The sequence below is a fragment of the Clavibacter quasicaliforniensis genome (genome assembly GCF_051201715.1).
Classification (GTDB): domain Bacteria; phylum Actinomycetota; class Actinomycetes; order Actinomycetales; family Microbacteriaceae; genus Clavibacter; species Clavibacter seminis.
Window position 1 is genome coordinate 2,714,896 of sequence record NZ_CP139624.1, and the last position, 15,176, is coordinate 2,730,071.

Below are 15,176 nucleotides of genomic sequence, written 5' to 3' on the forward strand. Positions count from 1 at the left end.
GCCGCACGTGCGACCCGCGACGGAGCGCCCTCGTGATCCGCGTCGACGTGCTCGGCGGCTTCCGCGTCGCGGGCCTCGGCACCGATCCCTCGTCCGCCTCTCCCGGCCCGGATCCGACCGGAGCCGCGCTCTCCGAGGGCACCAGACGGCTCATCGCCGCGCTCGCGATCCGCGCCCGCCCCGCCGACCGCGGCACCCTCGCCAGCCAGCTGTGGCCCGACGCGCTGGACGGCCGCGCCGCGTCGAGCCTCCGCTCCGCCATCGCCCGCCTCGGTGACGGCGGCCGCGAGATCGTCGGCTCCGCACCCGGTGGGCTCGTGCTGCACGAGACGGTCGACGTCGACCTCCGGACGGCCCGCGCGACGGCCGCCCGCCTGCTCGAGCCTCGTCACGGGGAACCGGACGACGCGGACATCTCGCCCACCGCGGTGGCCCTCTTCAGCGCGGACCTCCTGCCCGACTGGTTCGACGCCTGGCTGGAGCCCGCGGCGGAGGAGTGGCGGCACCTGCGCATGAACGCGCTCGAGGCCCAGTCCCAGGCGCTCCTGGCCCGGAGGCGCCTGCACGAGGCGGCGGCAGCGGCCCGACGGGCCATCGACGTGGATCCGCTCCGTGAGACCGCGCAGCGTTGCCTCATCACCGTGCACGTGGCCGCCGGCAACCAGTCCGACGCCCTCCGCACCTACGAGATCTACCGCACGCGGCTGGACCGCGAGGTGGGACTCGAGCCCACGGCGATGCTGACCGACCTCGTGTCCGGCCTGCGCGCCCGCGCCACGGCTCGCCGCGTCGGCTGACGGCCCGCGCGGCGGCCCATCACGCCGCCGCGCATCCGCTCAGTCCCCCGCCGGCACGCCGCCGAGCCGCTCCCAGAGGAACGCGTGGATGAGCGACTGCAGCCGGGCCGTCGCGGGGTTGTCCGCCGATCCGCCGTGGCCGCCCGCCGTGTTCTCGAAGTACCAGGCGTCCTCGACCCCGGTCTCGTGCAGCAGCGCGACCATCTTCCGCGCCTGCACCGGACCCACGCGATCGTCGCTCGTGGCCGCGTAGACGAGCGTCGGCGGGTACGCGACCCCCGCGCGCACGTTGTGGTACGGCGAGAAGGTCCGGATGAAGTCCCAGTCGGAGGGCACGTCGGGGTCCCCGTACTCGGCGATCCACGACGCCCCCGCCGACAGCCGCGTGTACCGCCGCATGTCGAGGAGCGGCACGCCGCAGACCACAGCGCCGAACAGCTCCGGGTACGTCGTGAGCATGTTGCCGACCAGCAAGCCGCCGTTGCTGCGGCCCTCGCAGCCGAGGCGCGCGGGCACGGTCACGCCGCGGGACACGAGGTCGCGCGCCACGGCCGCGAAGTCCTCGTACGCGCGATGGCGGTCTCCCCGCAGCGCCGCACGGTGCCACGCGGGACCGTACTCGCCGCCGCCGCGGATGTTCGCGAGCACGTACACGCCGCCGCGCGCCAGCCAGCCGCGCCCCCTGACGCCGCTGTACGACGGCAGCAGGCTGTTCTCGAAGCCGCCGTAGCCGGAGAGCAGCGTGGGCGCGGATCCGTCGAGCGGCAGGTCGCGCGGACCCACCTGGAAGTACGGCACTCGCGTCCCGTCGTCGGACACGGCGAAGTGCTGCTGCACCTCGAGGCCGTCGGCGTCGAACGACGCCGGCTGCTCCTTGACGGGTCGCGGCGCGCCCTCGCCGACCACGCCGTGCAGCAGCGTCGGCGGCGTCAGGAACCCCGTCACGGCGAGCCAGTACTCGTCGGTCTCGCGGTCGGTCGCGACGACGGAGACGGACGCGAGCGGCGTCCCCACCCGCACGTCCTCCTCGCGCCACCCGGCGGGCCCCGCGGCGGTAGGCGGCGTCAGCACGCGGATCCGGCTGGCCACGTCCTCGAGCAGAGTGAGCACGAGGTGCCCCGCGGTCCACGCCCAGTCCTCGAGGCTCCGCGACGAGGTCGGCGCGAAGAGCACGGCGAGCTCGCGTGATCCGGCGAGGAAGTCGTCGAGGCGCGCCGACAGCAGCGAGCCCGCGGCGTGCACGACGCCGCCGATCTCCGTGTCGGTGCGCGGTCGCAGCACGAGCCACTCGCGGTGCAGGTCGACGTCCACGTCCTCGGGCACGTCGATCGGCACCGTGCCCGCGCCCGTCAGCAGCAGCGTGCGCGACGTGAAGAAGTCGGGCACCTCGCGCACGACGTCCCGCTCGAATCCGAGCGTGGGGTCGTGCGTCACGTGGACGAGCATGTCGGTGGCCGCGACCGCGTGCACCTCGGGGGCGTCGGCCAGCGCCTGCCCGCGGCTCCAGCGGCGCGCGGTGCGCGCGTACGAGCTCTCGGTGAGGCTGCCGGGCCCGAAGTCGGTGCCGACGAAGACCGTGTCCCGGTCGATCCAGGACACCATCGTCTTCGCGACCGGCACCTCGAATCCGCCCTCGACGAAGAGCCCGGTGCCGAGGTCGAGCTCGCGGACGGCGACCGCGTCCCCGCCATCCGGCGAGAGCGACACGAGCGCCCGGTCGCGCGACGGCGACAGCAGCTGCGCGCGGGAGAACTGCCACGGGATCCCCTCGGCCTCGCCCAGCGCGTCCAGGTCGAGCAGCACCTCCCACTCGGGCGCGGGCGCCTGGTACTCGTCGAGCGTCGTGCGACGCCAGAGTCCCTGCACGTGGTCGGCGTCGCGCCAGAGGTTGTAGAGGTGCTCGCCGTGCCGGGTCACGTACGGGATCCGCTCGTCCGACTCCAGCACCTCGAGCAGCTCGCCCGTCAGCTCGGCCCGCGACCCCTCCGGGGACCGCCCGAGCGTCCGCTCGTTCTCCGCTCGCACCCACGCGAGCGCGCGGTCGCCGTGGATCTCCTCCAGCCAGAGGAACGGGTCGTCGGGGGTCGAGGAGTCGCGAGCGTCGGCGGTCATCCCCTCAGCCTACGGAGGCGAGGGATGCCCGGATCAGGCTGCGGGCGCCAGGAACTCGTCCCATCCTGGCGCGGGCCGCTCCATCCCGCTGACCACCCAGCCGCTCCCCTGCGGCGCCCGGGGCGCCGTGCGCAGCGTCCAGCCCATCTCCTCCGGCGTGCGGTCGCTCTTGCGGTTGTTGCACGACAGGCAGCAGGCCACGAGGTTCTCCCATGTGTCCTTCCCGCCGCGGGAACGCGGGAGGACGTGGTCGATGGTGGTCGCGTTGCGGGCGCAGTACGCGCACCGGCCGCCGTCACGGCGCAGGACCCCGCGCCGCGAGACGGGCACGCGACGCGCGTGCGGGATCCGCACGTACCGCGTGAGCAGGATCACGGACGGGCGCCCCCACGCGCCGCCGTTCCCGAGGATCGGGTGCTCCTCGTCCTGGGCGAGCATGGTGGCCTTGCCGCTCAGCACGAGCACAAGGGCCCGCTTGAACGACACGACGGCGAGCGGCTCGAAGCCCGCGTTGAGTACCAGTGTGCGCACGACATCCCTCTCAGACCGGCCTGGACGGCTTCCAGGAATCCGAATGAGGCGTCCCGTCCCCGGGAACACGCGAAGGCACCGCCGAGTGCTCGGCGATGCCTTCTAGGAGAGCGGGTGACCGCTCGGGTGGAACAGGTGGCTGCCCATCCGGGGATGATGCCGATGGCCGTGGCGCACATGCGCATCCATGGTGCGGATGTCAGGTGCGGTGGTCATCGGGGCTCCCGGGCGGGTCGAGGGACGTCTCACCGGACAGGGTAGCCCAGCGTCCCCCGTTTGTCCCGGGGAACGCAGGAGGCCGGCGGCGCATCCCACAGGATGCGTGCCGCCGGCCTCCCGGGGTCGTGCTCGTGCCGGTGTCAGCCCAGAAGGCGGACGTAGTGCACGTTGGAGCTCCAGACCGGGCGCTCCTTGACGTGGTCGCCGGGCTTCGGCGCGTCGATCATGATGCCGTTGCCCGTGTAGATGCCGTCGTGGCTGCCGTCGTTCCAGACCACGATGTCGCCGGCGCGCGCCTGGGAGGCCGGCACAGTGACGCCGGCCGCACCCTGCGCCCGCACCGAGTGCGGGAGGTTGAGGCCGAACTGGGCGAACACGTACTGGACGAGGCCAGAGCAGTCGAAGCCCGCGGGGGTGTTGCCGCCGAAGACGTAGGGGACCCCGAGGTACTGGCGGGCGACGGCGGCGACGCCGGTGGCCGAGGTGCCCGGGTAGATCGGGTTCTGGGCGAGCTGCGACGCGGACGCGCCGTTGTACGTCGTGGCGGAGGACGCGAGCTGCGTGCGGCGCTGCTCGGCGAGGGCGGCACGGGCGGCCTCGGCCTTCTGCGCGTTGAGGTCGGCGACGGACGTGGCGGTGAAGCCCTCCTCGACCGGGGCGGACGACGCGTTGTCGGCGGTGACGACCTGCGCGTTGGCGGCCGTGTAGTCCTGCAGCGAAGCGCCCTCGGCGGACGAGGTGTGCTCGAGCTGCGATCCCGCGGCGTACGCGGGGATGGCCATGACGCCGACGAGGCCGGTGACGAAGGTCATCACGACGGCGTTGGCGGCCTTCGTGCGGCGCGAACGGCCGGCGGGCGCCGGAGCCGGGCTCAGGCGGGGAGCGGGAGCCTGGAGGGTGCGGGTCGCGGAGTCGCGACGCGGGCGGACGGCCTTCGCGGTCTCCGCGGCGCGGAGCTCGCGGCGAGTGGGCAGACGATCCATCCCGGGTGCGGGCGGTCGAGTCGGGTCGGACGGGTTCCCGACGGAACCGCTGATGTCACCATGGGCCAAGTTGTCAACCTCCTGCGTCTCGACGCCGGACATGCTGGCGCCCCGTCCCTCCAAGGTCGTCGAGGGGTACTCATGCAGGGGACGGGTGTCGAGACGCCCTGCATCGGGCCCGGAACCTCTGTGGTGGTCGGTCGGGCCTGTTCGAGAGTAAGGGACGCGCTCCCGTTTGTCATCCTGCGGGACCATATTTCTAACGAATCCATAACGGCAGACGTCATCCTCACGACGGATGCCGGACGGAATCCCCGGTGAGGGCGGCGCGTTCCCGCCTGTGCCCAGTCCGGGGGTGGTCCTGGGGATCCGCCCACGGTCGGTGCCGGGAACCCCGACGTCTGGTCAGCGCTCGATGAAGATGTGCCCCGCGACCTCGAGCGGCAGCTCGAGCCCCGGTCCCGCCCCGTCCACCCGCACCAGGACGTACGCGCCCTCGCGGGAGAAGGATCCGGTCGCGCCCGGCAGCACGCCGGCCTGCTTGAGCTGGGAGAGCAGCTCCGGGTCGAACTGCACGGGCTCGCCCAGCCGCCGGATCACGCCACGAGCGGGGGCGTCCTCCGTCGTGCCGAGCGACGCCTCGACGATGCTCACGACGCCGGCCATGAACGCGACGGCAGGCGAGTCGCCCAGCTCGTCGAGCCCGGGGATGGGGTTGCCGTACGGCGACTCCGTGGGGTGCCCGAGGAGGTCGAGGATCTTGCGCTCCACCTGCTCGCTCATCACGTGCTCCCAGCGGCAGGCCTCGTCGTGGACGAACTCCCACTCGAGGCCGATGACGTCGCTGAGGAGGCGCTCGGCGAGGCGGTGCTTGCGCATCACGTGGACGGCCTTGCTGCGGCCCTCCGGGGTGAGCTCGAGGTGGCGGTCGCCGCTGACGATCACGAGGCCGTCGCGCTCCATGCGCGCCACCGTCTGCGAGACGGTGGGGCCCGAGTGGCCGAGGCGCTCGGAGATGCGCGCCCGCAGGGGGACGATGGCCTCCTCCTCGAGGTCGAGGATGGTGCGGAGGTACATCTCCGTCGTGTCCACGAGATCAGTCATCGGGCCTCCCTTGCGCCAGGGACCAGCCTACTTCCCCGGGTGCCGGATGACCGGCTCGGGTCGCGGGACGGCCCGGGGCGACGACGGACGGTCCCCTACCATTGCCGCATGCCAGCCACGACGATCCCCACCGAACTGCTGCCCCTCGACGGACGATTCGGCTGCGGCCCGTCCAAGGTCCGGCAGGCGCAGCTCGACCACCTCGCGCTCGCGGGCGCGCAGATCCTCGGCACCTCCCACCGCCAGGCGCCCGTGAAGGACATGGTCGGGCGCGTCCGCGACGGGCTCTCCCGGCTCTTCCGCCTGCCCGACGGCTACGAGGTCGTGCTGGGCAACGGCGGATCCACGGCGTTCTGGGACGCCGCGGCCTTCTCCCTCATCGAGCGCCGCAGCCAGAACCTCGTGTTCGGGGAGTTCGGCGGCAAGTTCGCGAAGGCCGCCGCGGCGCCCTTCCTCGAGGCGCCCGACGTGATCCGCGCGGAGCCAGGGAGCCGCGCATCCGCGAACCCGGTCGAGGGCGTCGACGTCTACGCGTGGCCGCACAACGAGACCTCCACCGGCGTCATGGCGCCCGTCACCCGTGTCCACGGCGACGACGGTGCGCTCACGGTCGTCGACGCGACGAGCGCGGCCGGCGGCATCGACTTCGACGCGGCCCAGGCCGACGTCTACTACTTCGCCCCGCAGAAGAACCTGGCGAGCGACGGCGGCGTCTGGCTCGCGCTGTTCTCCCCGGCCGCCCTCGAGCGCGTGGAGCGCATCGCGGCGTCCGGCCGGTGGATCCCCGAGTTCCTCAGCCTCAAGAACGCCGTCGACAACTCCCGCCTGAACCAGACGTTGAACACCCCGGCGCTCGCCACGCTGCTCATGCTGGAGGACCAGCTGGACTGGATCGACCGGGCCGGCGGCCTGGCCTGGGCCGACGCCCGCACGCGCGAGTCGTCCTCCGTCCTCTACGAGTGGGCGGAGCGCGTGGAGTACGCGCGGCCGTTCGTGACGGATCCCGCGCACCGCTCCCAGGTGGTGGTCACCATGGACTTCGACGACTCCATCGACGCGGCCGCCGTCGCGAAGACGCTCCGCGCCAACGGCGTCGTCGACACCGAGCCGTACCGCAAGCTCGGGCGCAACCAGCTGCGGGTCGCGACCTTCACGGCCATCGAGCCCGACGACGTGCGCGCCCTCGTGCGCTGCATCGAGTTCGTGGTGGAGCAGGGCGCGGGCTGATCACGGCCTCCCGGACATGACGACGGCGGCGGCCCCCTCGGGGGTCGCCGCCGCCGTCACGCGGGACGCGGGTCAGCGATCGGCGCCGTCGAAGCTCGTGTCGTCGTCGTCATCGTCGTCGTCGTCGTCATCGTCATCGTCGTCGTCGTCGTCATCGTCATCGTCATCGTCATCGTCGTCATCGTCGTCATCGTCGTCATCGTCGTCCGATGCAGGGGCCTCGAAGTCGACGCCGTCGAGCACGTCGTCCGCGTCCTCCGCGTCCTCCGCCGGGTCGCCGTCCTCGTCCTGGTCCTCGTCGTCGGCCTCTGCCGCGAGGCGCTCGGCCTCCTGGTCGGCTTCGATGCCGGCGAGCCGGTCGGACCACGGGAGCCACTCGGGCGAGAGCAGCGCGCCCTCCCCGGGCATCAGCTCGGCCTCGAGCACCGTAGGCGCCGCGTCGTCGACCCGGGCGAGCGTGACGGTCCAGAACCAGCCGGGGTAGCCGGGCATCGTGTTCGCGAAGAGGAGCGACAGCACGCGGTCGCCCTCGACGATCGACCCGGCCGGCTCGCCGACGGTCTCGGCCGGCGTGATCTCGAGCAGGGCAGCGCGGGCGAGGTCCACGGCCGCGAGCAGCTCGGCGTCGGGGACGGCCGGCTCCGCCTCCGTCGCGGGGGATTCAGCGGTGGGCGCGTCGGCGGCGGTCAGGTCGCCGGTGGTCTCGTCGACCGCGCCCGACGCCGTCGTGTCGGTCGTCGTCTCGTCATCCCGCGGCTCAGGCATCGAGCTCCTCCGCGACCCGGCGCAGCAGCGCCGCGATCTTCCGGCCGTGCGACTCCTCGGGGTAGCGGCCGCGCTTGAGGCCGGTGCCGATCCCGTCGAGCACCTTCACGAGGTCCTCCACGATGACGGCCATGTCGTCGGCGGGCTTGCGGGACATGCGAGCCAGCGAGGGCGGGGCGTCGAGGATCCGCGCCGAGAGGGCCTGCGCGCCGCGCTTGCCGTCCGCGATCCCGAACTCCAGCCGGGTGCCGGCCTTCACTCCGGCGACGCCCGAGGGCAGGGCCGACGCGTGCAGGAAGACCTCCTGGCCGTCGTCCGAGCTGATGAACCCGAACCCCTTGTCCTCGTCGTAGAACTTCACCTTGCCGGTGGGCATGCGATCCTCTTCCCTCGCCCCGGGCGGGGCTCGATGTGCTGGTGGGCGGTCCAGTCTATTCGCCGGGGCCCCGACGGACCCGGCGGCGGCGACGCCCGGCCCGCCGCCATGCTCGGATCCGACGCGCCCGGGCGCGTGCCACGGCGTAGTCTGACGGGATGGCATCCGAGACCGCACCGAGCGAGGGACGGGCCGAGCGCATCCTCGCGTACATGCTCGCCGGGATCCTGCTGGTCGCAGTGCTGAGCATCCTCGCGATCCTGCTGGCGCCGCTCATCGCCGTCGACGCGTCGCAGTACAGCACCCCCATGTGGCAGGTCATCCTGCTGCTGCCGGCCGTGGGCATCCCCATCGCCGCGCTCCTCTTCATCGCGATCCTGATCATCAGCGTCCGTCGCCGTCGTCGCATGGACGGCACGTCCCGCTAGCGGGACGACCATGACCGACGCCCTCGTGCTCGCGGCCCGCCTGCGCGCGCTCGACGACGCCGCGCTCGCCACCCTGGTCCGTGACCGCCACGTCGACGCCGCGCGCGTCGCCGACCTCTTCGACCTCGCCGACGCGCTGCTCGCCCCGGACGCCGTCGCGCGGGCCCTGGAGCAGCTCGACCGCACGGCGCTGGCCGTCCTCGCGGTCGCCGCCGAGGAGGGGGCGACCGCCGGGCCGATCTCCCTGGGCGCCGTCCGGGACTCGCTGGCCAGACGCTCGGGCGAGGACCAGCTGGATCCGGCGGAGCTGACGGACGCAGCACGCCGCGCCGCGGACACGCTCCTGGCCGGTGTGGACGACACGGGCATCACGACGCATCCGGAGGTCGCGGCCGCCCTCGCCGCCTGGCCCGCCGCCGGTCTCCCGGGGACGGACGAGCTGGCCCGCCTCGCACCGCCCGCCCCGCTCGCGGCCGTCCCCCGCGTCGATCCCGACGAGGTCGACCGACGGGCGGGCGAGAGCGCGTTCCGGTCGGTGGTCGCCGTCGCCGCCCTCGTGGACGAGCTGTCCCGCGAGCCCGCGCGCGAGCTGAGCCGAGGCGGCATGTCCCTTCCCGACGCGCGCCGGCTGGCCGCCGCGCTCGGCGCCGACCTCGACGACGTCCCCGCCTACCTGTCCCTCGCCGACCGCGCGACGCTCGTCGCCCGGTCGGATCGCGCCTGGTCGACGACGACGACCTCCGCCGCCTGGTCCGCACGGCCGACCGCCGAGCGGTGGGAGGCACTCGCCGCGGCCTGGCTGGAGGCGCTGGCGCCCGCGACCCGCGGCATCCTCGCCGAGCGCGCCGAGGCGTCGTGGGGAGCGGGGCTCGTCGACAGCGTCCTCTGGCGCTTCCCCGGCGGATCCGCCTGGATCGGCGAGCGCATCACCGCCTTCACGCGCGACGCCGGGCTCCTCGGCATCTCGACGGGCGACGTCCCGAGCTCGGCGGGCCGCGCCCTTCTCACGACGGGGGCGGGGGCCGCGGCCACCGCGCTCGCGCCGCACCTGCCCGCCGAGGTCGATCGGGTCTACCTGCAGCACGACCTCACCGTCGTCTCCCCCGGGCCGCTCGATCCCGCGGTCGAGTCGCGCCTGCTCGAGGTCGCCGACGCCGAGGGGCGGGGGCTGGCCGCGACCTACCGGATCTCCGCCTCATCCGTCACGCGCGCCCTCGCGACCGGCGCGACGGCCGACGCCATCCGCGCCCTCCTGGCGGAGATCTCGCTGACCGGCATCCCCCAGCCCCTCGACTACCTCCTCGACGAGGCCGCCGCGCGCTTCGGCCGCCTCCGCGTCCGCCCGGCGTCGCCCTCCGACGCGGTCCCGGATGCCCGGTCGGCGATCGTCTCCGACGACGGGCCGCTGCTCGCCACCCTCCTCGTCGACCGCGACCTCGCGCCGCTGCGGCTCGTGCGCGCGGGCGACGCGGTGCTCACGTCCGCCGCATCGCCCGACGCCGTGGAGCGCGCGCTCGCGGCCGCCCGGCTCGCCCCCGTCCGCGAGGACGCGGCAGGGCACCGCATCGCACCGGCCCCGCGGACCGCCCCCGCGTCGTCGACCGCCGCGGATCCCGAGCCCGACGCCGCGGACGCCCTGGTGTCCCGTGTCCGCGCGGCCGACGGCCCCGACGACGGCGCCGCGTGGACGACGCGCCAGCTCGAGGTGGCGATCCGCGCGAAGGCCGCCCTCCGCGTCCGCGTGCGCATGCCGGACGGCCGCGAGGTGGACCACGTGCTCGAGCCCTCCAGCGTGGCCGGCGGGCGGCTGCGCGCCCGCGACCGCGTCGCCGACGTCGAGCGCACCCTGCCCCTGTCGAGCGTCGTGGAGATCTCCCCCGCGCCGGCGAGCGCATGAGCGCGCCTAGGCTGGCGGGCATGCCCGACGGCCCCCTCATCGTCCAGAGCGACCGCACCGTCCTCCTCGAGGTGGCCCACGCCGACGCCGAGGACGCGCGCCACGACCTAGCTGTCTTCGCCGAGCTGGAGCGCGCGCCCGAGCACATCCACACGTACCGGATCACCCGGCTCGGCCTCTGGAACGCCCGCGCCGCCGGGCACACGGCCGAGGACATGCTCGCCACCCTCGAGCGCTACTCCCGGTTCCCCGTGCCGCAGTCGGTCACGGTCGACGTCACCGACACGGTCGGCCGCTACGGCCGCCTCGTCATCGGGCGTGACTCGGACGGGGAGCTGCAGATCTCGAGCACGGAGTCCGCCGTCCTCTCGGAGGTCGCGAGCTCCCGCCGCATCGCGCCGCTGCTCACGGAGCGCGTGGACGCGACGACCTACCGCGTGCAGGCGTGGGCGCGCGGGCAGCTCAAGCAGGAGCTCGTGAAGATCGGCTGGCCCGCCGAGGACCTCGCCGGATACACGCCCGGCACGCCCCACGACATGGCGCTCGTGGAGGACGGCTGGACGCTCCGCGGCTACCAGACCGACGCGGTCGACCACTTCCTCGACGGCGGATCCGGCGTGGTCGTCCTCCCCTGCGGCGCCGGCAAGACGCTCGTGGGAGCCGCCGCCATGGCCCGAGCCAAGACCACCACGCTGATCCTCGTCACGAACACCGTGTCGGCCCGCCAGTGGCGCTCGGAGCTGCTCAAGCGCACCACGCTCACCGAGGACGAGATCGGCGAGTACTCGGGCCAGTCCCGTGAGGTCAAGCCCGTGACCATCGCGACGTACCAGATCCTCACCGCCAAGAGGAAGGGCGAGTACGCGCACCTCGCGCTCCTCGACGCGCTCGACTGGGGCCTCGTCGTCTACGACGAGGTGCACCTCCTGCCCGCGCCCGTCTTCAAGCTGACCGCGGACCTCCAGGCCCGCCGCCGCCTCGGCCTCACGGCCACGCTCGTGCGGGAGGACGGCCGCGAGGGCGACGTGTTCAGCCTCATCGGCCCGAAGCGGTTCGACGCGCCCTGGAAGGAGATCGAGGCCCAGGGCTTCATCTCCCCCGCCGAGTGCTTCGAGGTGCGCATCGACCTGCCCGACGACGAGCGCCTCGTCTACGCCGCGGCCGCGGACGACGAGCGATACCGCCTCGCCGCCACCGCGCCGGCCAAGCTCGACGTGACGCGCGCCCTGGTCGAGCGGCACCGCGGCGAGAGCATCCTCGTCATCGGGCAGTACCTGGAGCAGATCGACGAGCTCGCGGAGGCCCTCGGCGCCCCGAAGCTCACGGGCGCGACGCCCGTCGCCGAGCGCGAGCGGCTCTACCAGGCGTTCCGCGACGGCACCGAGCGGGTCCTCGTCGTGAGCAAGGTCGCCAACTTCTCGGTCGACCTGCCCGACGCCACGGTCGCGATCCAGGTGTCCGGCTCGTTCGGCTCCCGCCAGGAGGAGGCGCAGCGCCTCGGTCGCCTGCTCCGCCCCGAGGCGTCCGGCTTATCCGCGAGCTTCTACACGCTCGTCTCCCGCGACACCGTCGACCAGGACTTCGCCCAGAACCGCCAGCGCTTCCTGGCCGAGCAGGGCTACAGCTACACGATCCTCGACGCCGCCGGCATCGCGGCCTGATCTCCGGCGCGCATCCGCCGGGGCCGCTCGCCCTGCGCGTCCAGGCCGCTCCCAGCGAGCGCGCAGATACTTCATCCCATGAGCGATGGCCCGAAGATCCTTATCGTCGATGACGAACCCAACATCCGCGACCTGCTGACCACGAGCCTCCGGTTCGCCGGGTTCGCGGTCCGCGCCGTCGGCAACGGCGCCCAGGCGATCTCGGCCGTCCTCGAGGAGGAACCCGACCTCATCATCCTCGACGTGATGCTGCCGGACATGAACGGCTTCGGCGTCACCAAGCGGCTCCGGGCCGCCGGGTACACGGCGCCCATCCTCTTCCTCACGGCGAAGGACGACACCGAGGACAAGATCACGGGCCTCACCGTCGGCGGCGACGACTACGTCACCAAGCCGTTCAGCCTCGACGAGATCGTCGCGCGCATCAAGGCGATCCTCCGCCGCACGATGCACGCCGACGAGGACGCCATCATCCGCGCGGGCGAGCTCACCATGGACCAGGACACGCACGAGGTCCTCGTGGGCGAGGAGCCCATCGAGCTGAGCCCCACCGAGTTCAAGCTCCTCCGCTACCTCATGCTGAACCCCAACCGCGTGCTGTCGAAGGCCCAGATCCTCGACCACGTGTGGGAGTACGACTTCAACGGAGACGCGGGCATCGTCGAGTCCTACATCTCCTACCTGCGCCGCAAGCTCGACCAGCACTCCTCGGAGCCGGTCATCCAGACCAAGCGCGGGTTCGGCTACATGCTCAAGGCCGCCAAGTCCTGACCCTCCGGGCCCGCATGAGGACCCGCTGCACCTGAACGGCCGGACGCCCGCTGGGCGCCCGGCCGTCCGCACATGCTGGGTCGCATATCCTCGACCCAGGTCAGCGAGACGGGAACACGAGGTGCGGCCAGTGCACGACTACGTGTCGGAGAAGTGGAACAACGTCTCCCTGCGCACCAAGATCACGAGCGTCACGGTGCTCCTGCTCCTGCTGGGCCTCCTCGTCTCCGGCGCCGGCACCATGTACCTGCTGCGGCAGCAGATGGTGAGCCAGCTCGACGCGCAGCTCCGGGTCACCATCACGCAGCTCCCGAAGGTGCTCAACACGGACGCCTCGATGCCGGACACCTTCACCCAGGACGACGTGGCAACCGCCGATCCGGCCTGGTTCGTGGTGCTCCTGGACGCCCAGGGCGACGTGCTCGCCGACAACTGGACGGGCGACTCCGCCGAGCACCCGCGGGTGTTCGGCCTCGACCTGGCGCGCGCCTCGCAGATCAACAACGAGATCGTCGTCTTCTCGGACAACTCCGGCAAGAAGGCGTGGCACGGCATCGTCCGGGTGTCGCAGAACGCCTCGCCGGACGCCATGGAGTACTCGACGCTCGTCGTGGCCCGCCCGCTCGAGCAGGTGGACGACCTCGTCGCCACGTACATCGTCATCTTCGCGAGCTTCGGCCTCGCCGTGGTCGTGCTCGGCGCCGCGGTCACGCGCATGCTGGTGACCAGCACGTTCGGCCCGCTGCGCGAAGTCGAGCGCACCGCGGCCGCCATCGCGGGCGGCGACTTCAGCCAGCGACTCGGCGGCGCCACCCCGAACACCGAGGTCGGACGCCTCAACCGCTCCCTCAACATGATGCTCAGCCGCATCGACCGTGCCTTCGCCGACCGCGCCAAGACCATCGACCAGATGCGGCGCTTCGTCGGCGACGCCAGCCACGAGCTCCGCACGCCGCTGGTCTCCGTGCGCGGCTACGCCGAGCTCTACCGCATGGGGGCGCTGCAGACGCCCGAGGACGTGTCCCAGGCCATGGAGCGCATCGAGAAGGAGGCCATCCGCATGGGCGGGCTGGTCGAGGACCTCCTCGAGCTCGCGCGGCTGGACGAGACGAAGCCGCTGCAGCTCGCACCCGTCGACCTCTACCCCATCGCCCGCGACGCCGCCCTCGACGCGATGGCCTCCTCCCAGACGCGCACCGTCACGGCGCTCCCGCCCGTCCTCGTCAACCCCGTCGGCCCGATCCTCGACGCCGACGGCCTCGAGCCCACCCAGGACCTGTCCCCGGACGCGCAGCGCGGCACCGCGACGACGTCCGGGAACGACGCGACCGGGCCCATCGCCTTCGCCGGCGCCACGCTGTCGCGGTTCCGCTCCCGGCGCTCGCGCCGCCCCGGCGAGACGGCGACGGACGCCCTCGCCCCGGCCCGCCCCGGCGACGACGACGCACGCATCCCCGCCGAGGGCTTCGCCATGGTCCAGGCGGAGGAGAACAAGATCCGGCAGGTGGTGACCAACCTCATCGGCAACGCGGTGCGCTTCACGCCCGCCGGCAGCCCGATCGAGCTCGCCACCGTCGTCGACGAGGCCGCACGCGAGGCGCGCATCGAGGTCCGCGACCACGGAGACGGGGTGCCCCCGCAGATCCGCGAGAAGATCTTCCAGCGCTTCTGGCGCGCCGACACGTCGCGCACCCGGGAGACCGGCGGCAGCGGGCTCGGTCTCGCCATCGTGTCCGCCATCGTCGCCGCGCACCGCGGCCGCGTCGACGTGGTCGAGACCGAGGGCGGCGGCGCGACCTTCCGCGTGATCCTGCCCCTCCTCCCCAGCGCCGAGGGCTCGACGGCCTCCACGCCCAGCACCCCGCCCGCCCCCGCGTCCTGATCTCCGCATAGCCTCCGCCCGTCCCACGACGAGAAGGAGGAGACGCATGACGAGGTATCAGGTGGACAGCGAGGCCGTCCTGTCGGCCACCGCGGCGGTCCAGGGCAGCATCGGCCGCATCCAGGCGGAGGTGGCGGGCCTGCACGGCCAGCTCGCCGACCTGCAGGGCTCGTGGTCCGGTAGCGCGGCCACGGCCTTCCAGGGCGTGGTCGCCGAGTGGAAGGGCACGCAACAGCGCGTCGAGGAGGCGCTGGCGAGCATCAACCAGGCGCTGAGCTCCGCCGCCCGGCAGTACGCGGAGGTGGAGGAGGGCAACGCCCGCATGTTCGCGCACTAGCGCGATGCGGCGGCCGTCGACCGCCGCAGGAGCATCAGCGCACGACGAAGCGGGCGGCCCCGTGAGGGACCGCCCGCTTCTCCGTG

The 15,176-nt window shown here is 73.2% G+C and carries 14 protein-coding genes; 8 read left to right on the forward strand and 6 right to left on the reverse strand.

The genetic code is table 11. The annotated features are described in order from the left end of the window. Positions 1–32: 32 nt before the first annotated feature. Positions 33–797 carry an AfsR/SARP family transcriptional regulator gene (locus NL142_RS12900; protein WP_435080074.1) on the forward strand — a complete coding sequence of 255 codons (765 nt, stop codon included), beginning with the start codon at positions 33–35 and terminating at the stop codon, positions 795–797. 39 nt (positions 798–836) lie between these two features. Here the strand turns inward: NL142_RS12900 and NL142_RS12905 are convergent, their stop codons facing one another. The 4 genes from NL142_RS12905 to NL142_RS12920 form a co-directional block, all read right to left on the reverse strand. Next, the gene (locus NL142_RS12905; RefSeq protein WP_194684976.1) at positions 837–2,909 is read right to left on the reverse strand and encodes a prolyl oligopeptidase family serine peptidase; all 2,073 of its coding nucleotides are present in this window, start codon (positions 2,907–2,909) and stop codon (positions 837–839) included. 33 nt (positions 2,910–2,942) lie between these two features. Beyond that, positions 2,943–3,440 (reverse strand): HNH endonuclease, encoded by a 498-nt coding sequence (locus tag NL142_RS12910; protein WP_104235109.1) that lies wholly within the window; start codon positions 3,438–3,440, stop codon positions 2,943–2,945. 359 nt (positions 3,441–3,799) lie between these two features. Further along, positions 3,800–4,642, reverse strand: coding sequence for a C40 family peptidase (locus NL142_RS12915; RefSeq protein WP_277620536.1), 843 nt, complete (start codon positions 4,640–4,642; stop codon positions 3,800–3,802). A gap of 405 nt (positions 4,643–5,047) precedes the next feature. Next, the gene (locus tag NL142_RS12920; protein WP_012039156.1) at positions 5,048–5,746 is read right to left on the reverse strand and encodes an iron-dependent transcriptional repressor DtxR; all 699 of its coding nucleotides are present in this window, start codon (positions 5,744–5,746) and stop codon (positions 5,048–5,050) included. Positions 5,747–5,854: 108 nt separating this feature from the next. On the opposite strand from NL142_RS12920, the gene serC reads away from it, so the two are divergent. Then, complete coding sequence (gene serC / locus NL142_RS12925) at positions 5,855–6,973, forward strand: phosphoserine transaminase (protein WP_435080078.1); 1,119 nt, start codon at positions 5,855–5,857, stop codon at positions 6,971–6,973. A gap of 72 nt (positions 6,974–7,045) precedes the next feature. Here the strand turns inward: serC and NL142_RS12930 are convergent, their stop codons facing one another. Further along, on the reverse strand, positions 7,046–7,738 hold the full coding sequence (locus NL142_RS12930; RefSeq protein ID WP_435080080.1) for a DUF3027 domain-containing protein: 693 nt from the start codon (positions 7,736–7,738) through the stop codon (positions 7,046–7,048). Next, the gene (locus NL142_RS12935) at positions 7,731–8,114 is read right to left on the reverse strand and encodes a cold-shock protein (protein ID WP_079534890.1); all 384 of its coding nucleotides are present in this window, start codon (positions 8,112–8,114) and stop codon (positions 7,731–7,733) included. Before NL142_RS12935 ends, NL142_RS12930 begins: the two co-directional genes overlap by 8 nt. A 158-nt stretch (positions 8,115–8,272) precedes the next feature. Here NL142_RS12935 and NL142_RS12940 point away from each other — a divergent pair, with 158 nt between their 5' ends. From NL142_RS12940 to NL142_RS12965, 6 genes are all read left to right on the forward strand, one after another. Then, positions 8,273–8,542, forward strand: coding sequence for a hypothetical protein (locus NL142_RS12940; RefSeq protein WP_012039160.1), 270 nt, complete (start codon positions 8,273–8,275; stop codon positions 8,540–8,542). A 10-nt stretch (positions 8,543–8,552) separates the two neighbouring features. Beyond that, positions 8,553–10,439: a helicase-associated domain-containing protein gene (locus tag NL142_RS12945; RefSeq protein ID WP_435080083.1), complete on the forward strand. Its 1,887-nt coding sequence runs from the start codon at positions 8,553–8,555 to the stop codon at positions 10,437–10,439. A 20-nt stretch (positions 10,440–10,459) separates the two neighbouring features. Beyond that, entirely contained in the window at positions 10,460–12,100 is a 1,641-nt protein-coding gene (locus NL142_RS12950; RefSeq protein ID WP_194684981.1) for a DNA repair helicase XPB, read from the forward strand. A 78-nt stretch (positions 12,101–12,178) separates the two neighbouring features. After that, entirely contained in the window at positions 12,179–12,871 is a 693-nt protein-coding gene (locus NL142_RS12955) for a response regulator transcription factor (protein ID WP_012039163.1), read from the forward strand. 121 nt (positions 12,872–12,992) lie between these two features. Further along, on the forward strand, positions 12,993–14,753 hold the full coding sequence (locus NL142_RS12960; RefSeq protein WP_435080086.1) for a sensor histidine kinase: 1,761 nt from the start codon (positions 12,993–12,995) through the stop codon (positions 14,751–14,753). Positions 14,754–14,799: 46 nt separating this feature from the next. Next, entirely contained in the window at positions 14,800–15,090 is a 291-nt protein-coding gene (locus NL142_RS12965) for a WXG100 family type VII secretion target (protein WP_015491075.1), read from the forward strand. The last annotated feature ends 86 nt before the right edge of the window (positions 15,091–15,176 follow it).

Excerpts from the sequence above, each read along its gene's own strand:
- NL142_RS12905 (WP_194684976.1), bottom strand. The coding sequence starts at position 2,909 with ATGACCGCCGACGCTCGCGACTCCTCGACCCCCGACGACCCGTTCCTC.
- NL142_RS12915 (WP_277620536.1), bottom strand. The coding sequence starts at position 4,642 with ATGGATCGTCTGCCCACTCGCCGCGAGCTCCGCGCCGCGGAGACCGCG.
- NL142_RS12920 (WP_012039156.1), bottom strand. The coding sequence starts at position 5,746 with ATGACTGATCTCGTGGACACGACGGAGATGTACCTCCGCACCATCCTC.
- serC (WP_435080078.1), top strand. The coding sequence starts at position 5,855 with ATGCCAGCCACGACGATCCCCACCGAACTGCTGCCCCTCGACGGACGA.
- NL142_RS12930 (WP_435080080.1), bottom strand. The coding sequence starts at position 7,738 with ATGCCTGAGCCGCGGGATGACGAGACGACGACCGACACGACGGCGTCG.
- NL142_RS12935 (WP_079534890.1), bottom strand. The coding sequence starts at position 8,114 with ATGCCCACCGGCAAGGTGAAGTTCTACGACGAGGACAAGGGGTTCGGG.
- NL142_RS12940 (WP_012039160.1), top strand. The coding sequence starts at position 8,273 with ATGGCATCCGAGACCGCACCGAGCGAGGGACGGGCCGAGCGCATCCTC.
- NL142_RS12945 (WP_435080083.1), top strand. The coding sequence starts at position 8,553 with ATGACCGACGCCCTCGTGCTCGCGGCCCGCCTGCGCGCGCTCGACGAC.
- NL142_RS12950 (WP_194684981.1), top strand. The coding sequence starts at position 10,460 with ATGCCCGACGGCCCCCTCATCGTCCAGAGCGACCGCACCGTCCTCCTC.
- NL142_RS12955 (WP_012039163.1), top strand. The coding sequence starts at position 12,179 with ATGAGCGATGGCCCGAAGATCCTTATCGTCGATGACGAACCCAACATC.
- NL142_RS12965 (WP_015491075.1), top strand. The coding sequence starts at position 14,800 with ATGACGAGGTATCAGGTGGACAGCGAGGCCGTCCTGTCGGCCACCGCG.